This is a genomic window from Streptomyces sp. CB02056, assembly GCF_001905545.1.
Taxonomy (GTDB): domain Bacteria; phylum Actinomycetota; class Actinomycetes; order Streptomycetales; family Streptomycetaceae; genus Kitasatospora.
On the sequence record NZ_LIPD01000007.1, the window covers coordinates 85481 to 100960 of the forward strand.

Below are 15480 nucleotides of genomic sequence, written 5' to 3' on the forward strand. Positions count from 1 at the left end.
GCTCCCGGTCAGCGCTCGCCGACCAGCTCCTCCAGCCGCGAGACCAGCGCCGCCGGGCTGGGCCGGGAGGCGATCTCCGCCTGCACCTCGCGTGCGGTCCGCCGGTAGTCCGGCACGTCGAGCAGCCGCAGCAGGCCGTCCTGCACGGCGGCCGCGGTCGCCTCGTGCGCGGAGCAGGCCAGTCCGACGCCCCGGGCCGCGATCACGGCCGCGTTCGCGGGCTGGTCGGCGAGCCGGGGCACGACCAGCTGCGGGACGCCGTGGACCAGTGCGGTCAGCGCGGTGCCCGCCCCACCGTGGTGGACGATGGCGGCGCAGGTCGGCAGCAGGGCGCTGAGCGGCACCCAGCCGGCCACGCGCACGTTGTCGGGCACCGGGCCCAGGGCCGCCGCCTGGTCCGCCCCCATGGCGAGGATGAGCTCGACGTCCAGCCCGGCGCACTTCTGCAGGAACGCGGCGAGCTCGCCGAGCTCGCCGGACAGTGGCAGGACACTGCCCAGGGTCAGGCACACACGTGGCCGGGACGGCGCCGCCAGCGCCCACTCGGGCAGCAGTCGGCTCTCGTTGTAGGGCACGTAGCGCATCGACCACTCAGCCGCGTCGTCGTGGCCCCCCATGCTCGGCGGCCGGACGTCGATCGTCGCGGCCGCAGCGGCCGACTCGGCCAAGCCCAGCCTGGCCCGTGTGGGTTCCAGGTACTGGGCTATGGAATGGCGGTACGTCACCGCTTGTTCGTCGCTGCCCGCCCAGGCCAGCCGAACGCTCTGCTCCACGTAGGGGACACCGAGCGCGGTGGCCACCAGGGGTCCGGCGCCCTGCTCCAGGGTGGACAGCACGAGGTCCGGCCGGAACTCCTCGGCGACCTTCAGCAGGCCCTCGGCCATCTCCTCGCCGAACAACCCCAGCCCGCCGCGTCGGGGCCGCGGTTCGCCCGGCGGCGTCATGTTGATCGCGTGGCTGGCCGCCATGAACTCGCCGAACACGTCGCGGCCGGGGCACACGTCGACCGCCGGGAGTCCGGCCGCGACCAGCGTTTCGGCGGCCTGGCCGTTGTTGGCGACCAGGACCTCGTGCCCGGCGGTCCGCAGCGCCCAGGCCAGTGGGACAGTGGGCAGGAAGAGGCCGGAGCCCGGGGCGGCCATGGACAGTACTCTCATTGCAGGTTCCCTTCCGAAGCGTGCGCGTCGTCGACGAGGAGCCGGGGCGTTTCCGGGCTGCTGCCGTCGAGGCGTTCGACGAGGCCGGTCGTGGTGATGAGCAGGGCGGGACGTGCGTCGGCGAGCATGTACGCGATGCGTTCGGCCGGATAGCCGGGGTCGATCGGCAGGTAGGCCGCGCCGGTCTTCAGGACGGCGAGCATGGCCACCACCATCTCGGTCGACCGCGGCACCGCCAAGGCGACGATGGCCTCGGGCCTGATGCCCCAGCTGCCGAGGTCGGCTGCCAACCGGTTCGCCCGGTCGTCCAACTCGCGGTAAGAGGTGGTCTGTTGACCGTACCGGACGGCGACGCTGTCCGGCGTGGCGGCGGCCTGTGCGGCGAACAGCTCGGCCACCGAGCGGTCCGGCGCCGGGCGGGCCGTATCGTTCAGCCCGACGATCAGCCGGTACCGTTCCTCCGCCGTCAGCACGTCGATGTCGCCGACGGCGGCGTCCGGCGCACCGGTGGCGAAGCCGCCGAGCACGTGGACGAAGCGGTCGGCGACGCGCCGGGCCGCGGCGCCGGTGAGGAGGTCCGGCCGGTAGCCGAAGCAGAGCACGAGGGTCTCGCCCGGGTGGGCGATCAGGCTCAGCGGGTAGTGGATGCTGTTGTGCGCCTCCGTGCCCGTCACGCGCACGCCGGCGACGGAGTCGACGGTCCGGTCCAGCGGGTAGTTCTCGAACACCACGAGCGAGTCGAAGAGGTCGCCGTCGATCTCCGACAGGCCCTGGATCTCGGTCAGTCCGAGGTACTGGTGAGCGCCGAGCCGGGACTGCTCCTCCTGGAGCCGCCCGAACAGCCCGGCGAGGGTCTCCCGCGGGTCGATCCGGACCCGCACCGGCACGGTGTTGACCAGCATCCCGACCATGGCCTCGACGTCGCGCAGCTCGGGTGCCCGGCCGGCGACCGTGGTACCGAAGACGACGTCGTCACGGCCCGTCAGCCGGGACAGCAGCAGGCCCCAGGTGCCCTGGACCACGGTGTTGACGGTCAGGCCCAGCAGCCTGGCGCGTTCGGCGACGGCCGCGGTCAGGTCCCGGGGCACGGTGACCAGCACCTGCTCGGTCGGCACCGCCGTACGGCTGTCCGCGTTCGGCGCCACCCGGGTGGCCTCCTCCAGGCCGGTCAGCGCCGTGCGCCACGCCGTCCGGGCCTGCGGAGCGTCCTGGCGGGCCCGCCAGGCGAAGAACTCCTGCAGCGGCACGGCGGCCGGCAGCGCCGACGCGTCGCCGCCGGCGCCGTAGACCTCGAAGAGCTCGCGCAGCAGCAGCCCGGTGGACCAGCCGTCCAGCACGGCGTGGTGGTTCGTCAGCACCAGCCGGAACCGGTCGGACCGGCGCCGGATCAGCGTGAACCGCACGAGCGGCGCCGCGGCCAGGTCGAACCGGCGGGTGCGGGCCTCCCGGGTGATCCGCCCGACCTCGGCCTCGCGGTCGCCGTCCGCGACCGCGGTGAGGTCCGCCTCCTCCCACGGCAGCGGCACCTCCGACTGGACCACCTGCAGGGTGTCGCCGATGGCCCGGCGCCGGAAGCTCGCCCGCAGAGTCGGGTGGCGCCGTACCACGGCCTCCACCGACCGCCGCAGCACGGCGGCGTCGAGCGGTCCTTCCAGGTCCAGCACCACCTGGACGTTGTACAGGGCCGATCCGTCCTCGTCGTACGCCGCGTGGAACACCAGCCCTTCCTGGACCGGCGTGAGCGGTAGGACGGTCTCGATCCTGGGCGTGCGCTTCGTCGCCGTTGTCACAGGTCCCCCTCCAGGGCCAGTTCTTCCTGAAACTGGTCGATCTCGTCCTGGGAGAGCAGGACCAGTGGCAGGTCGGAGGGGCTCTGGCCCCCCGAGTCGGGTCGTCGGGCATGGTCGACCAGGGCCCGCAGGACGCGGAACCAGGTGGCTCCCAGGTCCTCGACCTCCGCCGCCGTGAACAGCTCCGCCGCCCAGGACCACTCGGCCACGAGCACCGGCTCCGTGCCGTCGTCCTCCCGGACGAGCGTGTTGACCTCCACCGCGTGCGCCAGCGGCAGGCCCGGGTCGGCGCCGCCGGTGAACCCGCCGACCTCGTGCGCCGGCGCCCACGCGCCGGACTCGGCGGGCGTGCCGAACCGGCCGAGGTGGTTGAAGCCGATCTGCGGCACCGCCAGCCCGGCGAGCACCTGCCTGGTGCGCGGGTTGAGGTGGCGCAGCAGTCCGTAGCCCAGACCGTGGTCAGGGACGGCGGCCAGTTGCTCCTTGACCCGCTTCAGCACCCGTCCGACCTCGGGACCGGCCGCCCAGAGGTCCGGCCACTCGACCGCGCCCGGGTCCAGCCGGACCGGGTGGACGGTGGTGAACCAGCCCACCGTGCGGGACAGGTCCACGCCGCCGACCGCGTCCTCCTCCCGGCCGTGGCCCTCGACGTCCACCAGCACCGGCCCGGCGGGACGGCCCCGCCGACGGGACCAGTCCTGCACGGCCAGGGCCACCGCGGTGAGCAGGACGTCGTTGACCGTGGCGTGGAAGACGGTGGTCACGTCGGTCAGCAGCGCCTTGGTGGCATCCGCCGGCAGCGTCAGCTCCACGGTGCGCCGGGAGGCCACCACGTCCCGGGCCGGGTCCGGCGCCCGGCGGCCGAGCGGCGCGTCGGCGCCGTCCAGCATCGCCGTCCACAAGCCGAGTTCCGCCGTCCGCCGGTCGCTGTCGGCCTCCTCGGCGAGCAGCCTCGACCAACGGCGCAGCGAGGTGCCGACCGGGGCCACCGCGGCGTCGGCGCCGCGCCGCAGCGCGTCGGTGACCTCCGCGAGGTCGCCGAGCAGGATGCGCCAGGAGACGCCGTCCACCGCGAGGTGGTGCACGGCCAGCAGCAGGTGCCCGGGGTCGGCCGGGCCGGCGTCGAGCCACACGGCCTGCCACACGGTGCCGTGCTCGGGAGCCAGTCGGTCCCAGGCGAGCTCGGCCTGGTGCCGAGCGGCCTCGCGCAGCGCGTCCCCGGTCAGCCCGGCGACATCGTGGCGGGCGAACCGGTCCGCGAGGTCGGCGTCCGGCTCGGTGATCTCCAGGTCCCAGCGGGCGTCGTCGTCCTTGCGGCGCAGCCGCAGCCGCAGGGCCTCGTGACGGTCCACCAGCGACCGCAGTGCCGCCGTCAGCGTCGGCTCGTCGATGCCGGCGGGCAGCCGGACGAACATCGACTGGTTGAACCGGTCGACCGGGCCGCCCAGTTCGCGCAGCCACTCCATCACCGGAGTCGGTGCCAGTGGCCCCGGACCGGCCTCGGTGTCCTTCTCGGCCACCGGGTGGGCCTGCTCGCGCGCCACCCTGGCCAGGTTCGCCGGGGTGCGGTGGTCGAAGACGTCCCGGGGGGTGAACTCCAGGCCCTGGCGCCGGGCCTGGCTCACCAGCTGGATCGAGGTGATGCTGTCCCCGCCGAGTGCGAAGAAGCTCTCGTCCGGCCCGACCAGCGGCACGCCCAGGGTCTGCGCGAAGAGTCCGCACAGCAGTTCCTCGCGCGAGGTCCGCGGGACCAGGCCGGTGCCCGGGGCGTGCTCGCCCGGGTCCGGCGCCGGCAGGGCGGCCCGGTCCAGCTTTCCGTTGGCGGTGACCGGCAGCCGGTCCAGGAGGACGTAGCCGCCCGGGAGCATGTAGCCGGGCAGTTCGCCCGCGGTCCGCTCCGCGATGTCGGTGACGTCCGGTTCGGCGCCGGGCCGCGGGACCACGTAGGCGATCAGCCGGGTGGTGCCCGCAGAGGTGTCGCGGGCCAGGACGACGGCCTGGGCGACGTCCGGATGGCGGGCCACCACCGTCTCGACCTCGCCGAGTTCGATCCGGTGGCCGCGGACCTTTACCTGGTTGTCGGTGCGGCCCAGGTAGTCCAGCGCGCCGTCGGGCAGCCGGCGGGCGAGGTCGCCGGTGCGGTACATCCGGCTTCCCGGGGCGCCGTACGGGTCCGCGACGAAGCGGTCGGCGGTCAGCGCGGGCCGGTTGAGGTAGCCGCGCGCGACACCGGTGCCCGCCAGGTACAGCTCGCCGGGCACGCCGGCCGGGACCGGGCGCAGCCAGCTGTCCAGCACGTAGGCCCGGGTGTGCGGCAGCGGACGGCCGATGGGCGGGGCGAGCACCTCGTCGTCGGCGCACGTCCAGTCGGTGGCGTACACCGTCGCCTCGGTCGGCCCGTAGAGGTTGACGATCTCCGTACCGGGCAGCGACTGCCGGATCCGCCGTACCAGGGGCTCGGGCAGGGCCTCGCCCGCCAGGACGAGCCGCCAGGCCGCGAAACTCGGCGACGGGTCGGCGAGCAGCCCGGCCAGCGCTGACGGGACACCGCTGATGAGCGAGCCCTGCCAGGGCCGTTCGGCCAGTTCCAGCAGGTCGCGGACGATCTCCAGCCGGCCGCCGGCGGCCAGCGGGGCGAACAGCTCGAACACCGAGACGTCGAATGAGAGCGAGGTGGCGGCCAGGACCCGCTGAAGCCCGTCGCCGCCGAAGCGCTCCACCGCCCAGCCCACCAGCGCGTCCATGGCGGCGCGCGACACGGCGACGGCTTTGGGTCGGCCGGTGGACCCGGAGGTGTAGATGACGTAGGCGAGCGAACCGTCGGGCGCGGCCGGGACGGTGCCGGCCAGAAGGGCACCGGACGGGACGGCGCCGGCCGGGACGTCCGGGTCGCTGGGCGTGCCGGGCGTGCCGGGTCCGTCCAACGCGAGCCGCGCCAGCCGGTCCGCCGGCGGCAGCCCGGGCACCTCCTCGCCGCTGGTCAGCACCAGCGCCGGCGCGGCGTCCTGGATCATGAACGCGGTCCGCTCGGCGGGGTGCCGATGGTCCAGCGGCAGGTAGCCGGCGCCGGTCCTGAGCACGGCCAGCAGCGCGACCATCAGCTCGGCCGAGCGCGGCACCGCCACCGCGACCAGGTCCTCCGGTCCGACGCCGCGGGCCCGCAGCTGCTGGGCCAGCCGGTCCGCCCGCTCGTCGAGCTCGCGGTAGGTCAGCTCCTCGGCCGCGCAGACCACCGCGGTGCGGCCGGGTTCCCGCGCCGCCCAGTCCCGCACGGCGTCGGCCACGGCGACCGGGGCCGCCGGGCGGCCGGTGTCGTTCCACTCCTCGGTGAGCTGCCGCGTCTCGGCCGGCTCCAGGGCCTCGATGCGGTCCGCCCGGGTGTCCGGGCCCGCCTCGGCGATCTCCTGGAGCAGCCGGGTATACCGCCGGACGACCTGCTCGGCGTCGGCGGCCGCGAACAGGTCCGGCCGGTACGTGAACTGCAGGTCGAGCGAGGGGCCCGGGGTGGCGATCAGGGCCAGCGGGTAGTGCACGTCGTTGTGCGTGCGGACTGCGCCCACCCGCGGGCCGGTCCGCGCGCCCTGGTTCAGGGCGTCCGGGTCCAGCGGGTAGTTCTCGAACACGGTGAGCGTGTCGAAGAGTTCGCCGTCGACTCCGGTCAGGCGTCGGATCTCGGCGATCCCGAGGTGCTGGTGGGCGGCGAGGCGGGACTGCTCGTCCTGCAGCCTGGCCAGCAGCGCGCCGATCGGCTCGTCGGGGCGCAGCCGCAGCCGCACCGGGACGGTGTTGATGAAGCAGCCGATCATCGTCTCGGTGCCCGGCAGCTCGGGCGGCCGTCCGGAGACGGTGGTGCCGAAGACGATGTCCTCGCTGCCGGTCAGCCGGCTCAGCAGGAGCCCCCACGCGGCCTGCACGACCGTGTTGAGCGTGACGCCGTGTTCCCGGGCCCGCCCGGCCAGCGCGGCGGTGAGGGATTCGGGCAGCAGGACGGAGCGGGAGGCGGGCTGGACGGAGGCGTGCGCGTCACCGTGCGGAGCCAGCCGGGTCGGCGCGTCCAGTCCTCGCAGCGCCGCCTGCCACGCCTGCTCGGCCGCGGTGCGGTCCTGGCCGGCCCGCCAGTCCAGGTAGGTGCGCCAGGAGCCGGCCGGCCGCGCCGGTGTGTCGGCGCCCCGGGTGCCGTAGTGGGCGAACAGCTCCTGCAGCAGCAGGGGCATCGACCAGCCGTCCAGGACGATGTGGTGGTTGGTCACCGCGAGGGTGTGGCGGCCCTCGCCGAGGCGCAGCAGCGTCAGGCGCAGCAGGGGTGCTTCGGCCAGGTCGAAGCGGCGGCTCAGGTCGTCCCGGAGCGCCGCCTCGGCCTGGGCCGCCCGCTGCTCGGGGTCGAGCCCGCTCAGGTCCAGGTACCGCCACGGCACCGGGACCTCGGCCCGGACCACCTGGACCAGGCCGCCGCTCGCCCGGTTCCGTACGCAGGTGCGCAGCACCGGGTGGCGGCGCAGCAGGGCCTCGGCGGCCTCGCGCAGCGTCCCGGGGTCGATCTCGCCGTCCAGGTCGAGGGCGATCTGGACGTGGTAGACGTCCGGTGCGTGGTCGTCGTACGCGGCGTGGAAGGCCAGGCCCTCCTGGAGCGGCGTCAGCGGCAGGACGTCCTCGACGTCGGGGCAGGCGGCCTCGATCTCGTCGATGTCCTGCTGTTCGAGCCGGGCGAGCGGGAAGTCGGACGGCGTGTGGCCGCCGGCGCCCGGTCGGCGGGCGTGGGTGGCCAGCGCGCGCAGGGCGGTGGACCAGGTGTCGGCGAGGTCCCGGACCTCGTCCTCGGTGAGCAGGCCCGCGGGCCAGGACCACTCGGCGGACAGCCGGGGGCCGTTCTCCCCGTTCTCCCCGTTCTCCCCGCCGTCCGTCGCGTCCTCGTGGACGAGCGCGTTGATCTCCAGCGTGTGGGCGAAGGGCGTTCCGGGGTCGGTGTGTCCGGCCAGTGCGCTGCCGTCGCGCACCGGTGTCCAGGTGCCCTGGCCCCGGGTGGTGAGGGAGCGGCCCAGGTAGTTGAAGAGGACGTCGGGGCTGCCGAGGCCGGCCAGGGCCGTGGCGGTCCGCGGGTTGAGGTGGCGCAGCAGCCCGAAGCCCAGTCCCCTGCCGGGCACCGCCGCGAGCTGTTCCTTGACCGTGCGCAGCGCCGTTCCGACGGCCTGGCCCGCGGCCCAGGTCTCGGCCGGGTCGGTCACGCCGGGGTCGAGCCGCACCGGGAAGAGGCTGGTGAACCATCCGACGGTGCGGGACAGGTCGGTGCCCGGGACGGCCTCCTCCTCGCGGCCGTGCCCCTCCAGGTCGACCAGCACCGGCGCGGCCCCGTGCCCGCGCCGCCGGCGCCAGTCCTGTAGGGCCAGGGCCAGGGCGGCGAGCAGGACATCGTTCGCGCCGGCGTGGAAGGCGGTGGTCACCTCGGTGAGCAGCGCCGCGGTGGTGTCGGCGTCGACGGAGGACACCAGGGTGCGCCGGGTGGCGAGGACGTCCCGGACGGGATCGAGCGCGCGTGCCCCGAGCGGGGCGGTGGCACCGGTGAGCGTCTCCCGCCAGTGGTCGAGCTCGCCGACCACCTCGGCGGTGCCGGCCCGCTCGACCAGCTGCCGCGACCACTGCCGCAGCGAGGTGCCCACCGGGGCGGGTGCGGGGCGCCCGCCCTCGGCCAGGGCGGCGTAGGCGTCGGCCAGGTCGGGCACCAGCACGCGCCAGGACACCCCGTCCACGGCCAGGTGGTGGACGGCCAGGAACAGCCTGCCTCGGCGGGTCGGGCCGGCGTCGAACCAGACGGCCTGCACCAGGACGCCGTCGTCGGGGTCGAGCCGGTCGAGAGCGGCTTCCTCCCAGGCCCGCAGCTCCGCCTCGGTGGGTTCGCCGGTCTCGGCGACGGCCACCCGTCGCAGGCACCCGGCGGCGTCGACGGCGCCGGCCGGCCGTACCGTCAGCGACCACGCCTCGTCGCCGTCCCGCGCCAGCCGCAGGCGCAGCGCGTCGTGGTGGTCGAGCACGGTCTGCAGGGCGTCGCCGAGGGTTTCCAGGCGCAGTCCGGCGGGCACGTCGAGACGCATCGACTGGCTGAACCGGCCGACCGGGCCGCCGAGTTCACGCAACCGGTGGACGATCGGCAGCAGCGGAACGGGACCGGCTCCGGTGTCAGGCGGCGGGGCCTGGGTGTCCTGGGTACGGGCCACCTCGGCGAGCCGGGCGACCGTCCGGTGCTCGAAGACCTCGCGCGGGGTGAACAGAACTCCGGCGCCGCGCGCGCGGCTGACCAGCTGGATCGCGCCGATGCTGTCGCCGCCGTGGTCGAAGAAGCTGTCGTCGGCACCGATTCCGGGCAGGCCCAGGACCTCGGCGAAGAGCCGGCTCAGCAGTTCCTCGCGTGGACCCCGGGCCGGCCGGCCGCCGCCGGTGGCGCGGAACTCCGGTGCGGGCAGGGCGCGCCGGTCCAGCTTCCCGTTGGCCGTGGTGGGCAGTGCGTCGAGCACCATGACGGCGGCCGGGACCATGTAGTCGGGCAGGTTCTCCCGCAGGTGCTCGCGCAGGGCGGCGGCGAGCCGCCCGGCCTCGCGGCCGACCGCGGGGTTGTTGGTCAGGGCCTGCGGCGCCGCCGCGGCCGGGAGGAAGACGTCGGTCAGGGCCGCGGTGGCGGGGTCGGTCCGGGAGCTCAGGAAGAGCACGTCGAGTTCGCCGTCGGTGCCCTCGCCGGACCAGGTGACCACCGTGCGGTAGCCGAGGTCCTCGCCGAGCTCGTGGAAGCTCTCGGGCAGCGGGCCGGCCGGGCCGTCCCCGTCCACCGCCCGCCGGACATCCGCCATCGGCGCCCCGGCGAACAGCTGCCGGGTGGCGGAGGCCTCGGGCACCAGGCGGACGTTGGGCACGCCGGTGATCCGCAGCCGGGCCGGCGCCTCGGTGGCGAGCCGGTCCCGCAGCGCGGTCAGGTCGGCGACCTCGGTGCCCCAGTGCGCGCCCGGCACGTCGAGCAGCGAGACGGGCCGGTGCTCCGAGTGCTTGTGCAGTACCACGTCGTAGCGGTAGCGGATCAGTTCGGTGTCGTAGTCGCCGCGCTTGACCCGGATGTCGACGCCGGCGAGGTCGGCGCTCTCCTGCTGGAGCGCGGTGAAGAACCGCGGGTCGACCAGGAGTTCGTTCTCCTGCCGGGTCCGCTGTTCCACGGCCCGGCGCACGGCCTGCGGGTCCGCGTCCGCCGGGCTGTGCGCGAGTTGCACACCGGTGGCGAGGATCCGGCGGAGCCTCAGGTCGCGGACGTCTCCGAGGAACACGGCGCCGCCGGGGCGCAGCAGTCCGAGCGCTCCGCGCAGGACGGTCCCGAGGTACTCCGCGGTGGGGAAGTACTGCGCCACGGAGTTGATGACCACGGTGTCGAAGAAGCCCTCGGGCAGCCCGGCCAGGTCGTCGGCCGGCTGGGTGCGCAGCTCCACCCGCCCGGCCAGGTCCGGCCGGGTGCCGAGGTGCCGGCGCAGCGCGGCGACCGCCGCGGGGGAGAAGTCGGTCGCCCAGTAGCGCTCGGTGTCCGGCGCGAGCCGGGCGAGCAGCAGGCCGCTGCCGACGCCGATCTCCAGCACCCGGCGGGGCCGGAGGGCGCGGATCGCTTCCACCGTCCGGTCGCGCCACTGCCGCATGTCCTCCAGCGGCAGCGGGCGGTCGGTGTAGCTGCTGTCCCAGCCGGCGAAGCCCTCGCCGAAGGCGGCCTCGGACGGTGCGCCGTACATCGACTGGTACAGCTGCTGCCATTGGTCGACGTGCTCGCCGTCGGCCCGCTCCCGCACGGAGGCCGGGCGGTCGCGCTCGGGCACCACGTACCCGACGAGGTATTTCCCGGACGAGCGGTCGTCGCGGGCCACCACCACCGCCTCGCCGACCTCGGGGTGCTCGCCGAGGACCGAGGCGATTTCGCCGGGTTCGATCCGCACGCCCCGGATCTTCACCTGGTCGTCGGTCCGGCCCAGGTAGGCCAGCTGCCCGTCGGCGTCCCACCGGGCGAGGTCACCGGTGCGGTACATCCGCTCACCGGGCCGGCCGAACGGGCAGGCCACGAAGCGCTCCGCGGTGACGGTCGGCCGGCCGAGGTAACCGCGCGCGAGGCCGGTGCCGGCCAGGTAGAGCTCGCCGGGCACGCCGTCGGGCACCGGCTCCAGGGCCTGGTTCAGCACGTACACCCGAGTGTTGGCGATCGGGAGTCCGATCGGCGGGGCGCCGGTGCGCGCCGGGTCGCACTGCCAGGACGTCACGTCGATGGAAGCCTCGGTCGGTCCGTACAGGTTGTGCAGCTCGCAGTCGAGGACGGCGAAGAACCGGGCGGCGAGTTCGGCGGGCAGCGCTTCACCGCTGCAGATCACCCGGCGCAGGCTGGTGCACCGGCCGGTCTCGGGCTCGACCAGGAAGGCCTGGAGCATGGCGGGGACGAAGTGGACGGTGGTGACCTGCTGTTCGCGGATCACCGCGGCGAGGTAGCCCGGGTCGCGGTGCAGCCCGGGGTCGGCCATCACCAGGGTCGCGCCGCTCACCAGGGGCCAGAAGAACTCCCAGACGGAGACGTCGAATCCGCAGGAGGTCTTCTGCAGCACCCGGTCCCGCGCGGTCAGCCGGTAGCGGTCCTGCATCCACAGGAGCCGGTTCGCCAGGCCGGCGTGGGTGTTGACCGCTCCCTTGGGCCGACCGGTCGAGCCGGAGGTGTAGATGACGTAGGAGGGCGAGTCCGGCGAGAGCGGGCGCGGGCGGTCGGCCTGGGTGACGTCCCGGTCGGGCGCCGCGTCCAGGGCCGCCGCCAGGTCGGCGTCGTCGAGCAGCAGCCGCGGGGTGGCCGTGGCCCCGGGCAGCCGGGGCGCGGTGTCCTGTGTGGTGATCAGCAGCGCCGGCCGGGCGTCGTCGAGCATGTACGCGATGCGGTCGGTCGGGTAGTCCGGGTCGACCGGCAGGAACGCGGCGCCGGACTTGACCACGGCCAGCAGAGCGGTGACCAGGTCCACGGACCGCGGCACCGCGAGAGCGACGAGGTCCTCTGGGCCGAGGCCGCGGGCGAGCAGCAGCGACGCGAGCCGGTTCGCCCGCTCGTTCAGCTCCCGGTAGGAGAGGCCGTGCGGCCCGTGCAAGACGGCCGGGGCGTCCGGAGTGGCCGCCGCCCGGGCCTGGAACAGATCGACGACGGTCTCGGGGCCGACCGGCCGCCCGGTGTCGTTGCGGCCGACGAGCAGCCGCTCCAGGTCGTCGGGCCGGAAGACGTCGAGTCCACGGCACGGGGTGTCCGGGTCCGCCTCGGCCATCTGTTCCAGCAGCCGCAGCAGGCCCTGGCCGTGCACCCGCAGATCGGCGCGGTGGTACAGCTCGGTGTTGCCGTCGACGTCGATCCGTCCGCTGCCCCGCCGGACGTCTCCGTAGAACACGAAGGCCAGGTCGTCGACCGGTCCGTTGGTCAGGTTGTGGATCGTCGTCGCGCATCCGGCGAGATCCACATCCTGGTCGAAGAACTGCAGGTTGACGTGCGGCCCGACCAGCGGGCTGCTTTCCTCTCCCGCGCCGAGGTCGTTGCGCAGGTCCTCATATCGGTAGCGCTGGTGCCGAAGGCCGAGCAGCATTTCCGCGGAGACGTTCTGCAGCAATCCGGACAGCGGCAGCTCCGGTCCGGCCGAAACGCGCAGCGGCACCACGTTGGACATCATTCCGGGAATACCGCGTATGGCCTTGCCGAACCGGGCGGTGACGGGCAGTCCGAGCACGACGTCCGTTTCACCGGTGAGTCGTGCGGTGTAACGGGCGGCGGCGGCGGCGTAAACAGCGGCGGGCGTCACGCCGCAACGCTGCGCCAGTCTGCCGAGTGCCTCGCTCAGCCCGCTTTCGATTTCCACCGTCTCGCGGGTCCGGCCGCCCCGACGATTCGGCTCGGCCTGTCCGAAGGTCGCCGGCGCCGGGCTGTCCGCCAGTTTCTCCATCCAGTACGCGCGGTCCGTGTGGAATGCGACGGACTCGCGATAGGCACGATCCGACCGCAACATCTCCCCGAAACGCCCGAGGCCGTTCACGGCGTCCCGGCCGGTCGCCAGCGCGGTGTACCGGGCGGCGATTTCCCGTACGAACAACGCGCCGGAGAAACCGTCCATGGCCACGTGGTGGGCCCGCAGGTACCACAGGTACCGGTCCTCGCCGATCCGCAGCAGCGCGAAGGAGTGCATCCGGCCGCTGTCCGGGGCGAGCGGCACGGCGAGCTCGTCCTCCATCCAGGCCAGCGCCGCCCGGTGTGGCTGCTCCTGGTCGCGCAGGTCCAGGCAGGGCATGACGAGTTCGGCCGCGTCGTCGACCACCTGCGCCGGCTCCGGGCCGGAGGCCACGATGCGGGCCCGCATGGTCGGGGTGTCGGCGAAGGCCCCGCGAGCCGCCCGCACCAGCAGGTCGACATCGAGCGGGCCGACGATGTCGGCGTACAGCGCGACGCTGTAGTCGAGGCCGTCCCGCGCGAAACGCTGGGCCAGCCATATTCCGGTCTGCGCGGAAGTGAGAGCGAATTCCTGACGCGCTGTTGCGGGCATGCAGAGTCCTTCGCAGAGCTGTCGGCGGTTGAAGTCAACTCACGAACAGGCGAGGTCCCGAGGATTGGATGGCGGTACCGCGCTGCGGCGGGCACGCGCGTCCGGCTGTTTCCTTCGGGATCCCCGCGAGTTCCAGCGAAGATTCAGCGCGAAGGCCCAGCGCGGTCCCGGCATCGAAAAAACCGCACGATCACGTGCATATCCCCCGTCCCCGTGTCTCGTGCCGTGCGCCCTGTTCCCCGATGCTCTCGAACAACAGTCCCGCAGGCACTGTTCCGCAGCGTACCCCGACCTCTAGAGATCGCAAAGGCCCAACCGGAACGCCGCCCTTCTGGCCGAAACCGTGCCCTCCGGTCCGAAACCCGGCGCAGACGGCACCGCCGGCGACGTTCACCCAGGTCAGACCCCCCGGGCCGACGCGCGGTCCTGACGCACCGTCGGAGATCACTCTTGACACTGCCGAGACGGGCTACCTAGGCTCCAGCTCCGTCGGCGTCAATTCGGGCTTCCCCTTCCGGTACTCGAATTCGACGATTCAGGGCGGTACGGGGGACTCCGTCTGAGCGGCCAGGCGAGCACGGATGCCGGCCGCTTCCAGCTCCTTTCGTCACCAGCCCTCGTTAACCATTTCCTGCTCGCGGGGGCTATCTCATGACCGATCTCGCAGCTTTGACGAGCCTTTCCTACGACCAGCGCACCAAGGCGTTCCTGGAGTACCTGGACCGCGGTCGCGCCGCCGGTCCGGTGGCCAAGAGCTACCAGCCGGGTGTGTGGGAGGTGTTCGGCTACGACGAGGCGCTCCAGGTGCTGGGCGACCACCGCACCTTCTCCAGTGACATGAACGACATGATCCCCGAGGACGAGCGGGAGCTGGCCAGCGCCGCCCAGGGCAACTTCCTCGGCGTCGACCCGCCCCACCACACCCGGATGCGCGAACTGGTGCGGCGCGCGTTCACTCCCAACGTCGTCGCGAGTCTCGAACCGATCATCACCGAGACCGCGAACGAACTGCTGGACCGGATCGAGCTGTCGGCCGACGGCACCGGCGCCTTCGACGTGGTGGCCGACTACGCCGCCCCGCTGACCGCCCGGGTGATCGCCAAGCTCTTCGGCATCCCCGAGAAGGACCACGGGATGTTCACGGTCTGGGCGGACGCGCTGCTCGGCGCCCGGCCGGCCGGTGAGCTCGGCCGGGCCGACGAGTCCGCGGTGCGCGAACTGGGCGAGCTCGTCCGCTTCGCCTCCGCCTACCTCCTCGAGATCATCCACCAGCGCCGTGCCGAACCCCGGGACGACCTGATCAGCGCCCTGGCGCAGGCCGAGGTCGACGGGCGGTGCCTGGACGACCACGAGATCGTGGGCGTCATCGGCATGTTCGTGATCGCCGGACACCTGCCGTCCTCCGTGCTCGTCGGCAACACCGTGATGAGTCTGGACAGCCACCCCGAGGTCCTCGCCGAGGTCCGCTCCGACGTGGACCTCCTGCCCAAGGTCGTCGAGGAGGTGCTGCGCTGGCGCCCGCCGCTGGTGCGGGACCAGCGGGTGACGGCGTGCGACACGGAGCTCGGCGGGGAGCGCATCCCGGCCGGCGCGATGGTGTGCGTATGGCTGCTCTCCGCCCAGCGCGACGCCGCCCACTTCGGCCGGGCCGAGGAGTTCGACATCCACCGGCCGAACCAGGGCCGTCACGTCGCCTTCGGCAAGGGCATCCACTACTGCCTGGGCGCGCCGCTGGCCCGCATGGAGGCGCGCATCGCGCTCACCGCCCTGCTGGAGCGCTTCGAGCGGATCGCGGTGCTTCCGGAATCCGGCATCCGGTTCCACCCCTCGATCGGCGTCCTCGGCCCGGTACGACTGCCCGTCGCCGTGCGCCGCGCCACCCAGGCCGGCTGACCCCGCCGGGCCCGGGCCGCGACCGGCCCGGGCCCGGCGCCCCCGCACCGCTCTGTGCTCCACCCTGCCGTCCTCAGC

The 15480-nt window shown here is 73.8% G+C and carries 4 protein-coding genes; 1 reads left to right on the forward strand and 3 read right to left on the reverse strand.

Translation table 11 applies throughout. From position 1 onward, the window contains the following. Positions 1 to 8: 8 nt before the first annotated feature. Genes AMK13_RS19475 through AMK13_RS19485 form a run of 3 tightly spaced genes read right to left on the reverse strand, consistent with a single transcriptional unit; the run spans position 9 to position 13509 of the window. Positions 9 to 1157, reverse strand: a complete 1149-nt coding sequence (locus tag AMK13_RS19475; RefSeq protein WP_074003392.1) for a nucleotide disphospho-sugar-binding domain-containing protein — start codon at positions 1155 to 1157, stop codon at positions 9 to 11. Beyond that, positions 1154 to 2947, reverse strand: a complete 1794-nt coding sequence (locus AMK13_RS19480) for a condensation domain-containing protein (RefSeq protein ID WP_074003393.1) — start codon at positions 2945 to 2947, stop codon at positions 1154 to 1156. The genes AMK13_RS19475 and AMK13_RS19480 overlap by 4 nt, the downstream gene beginning before the upstream one ends. Next, a complete protein-coding gene (locus AMK13_RS19485; RefSeq protein WP_074003394.1) occupies positions 2944 to 13509 on the reverse strand; it encodes a non-ribosomal peptide synthetase in 10566 nt (3521 codons plus the stop codon). Before AMK13_RS19485 ends, AMK13_RS19480 begins: the two co-directional genes overlap by 4 nt. Before the next feature lie 651 nt (positions 13510 to 14160). Here AMK13_RS19485 and AMK13_RS19490 point away from each other — a divergent pair. Continuing rightward, complete coding sequence (locus AMK13_RS19490; protein WP_074003395.1) at positions 14161 to 15402, forward strand: cytochrome P450; 1242 nt, start codon at positions 14161 to 14163, stop codon at positions 15400 to 15402. Positions 15403 to 15480 lie beyond the last annotated feature (78 nt).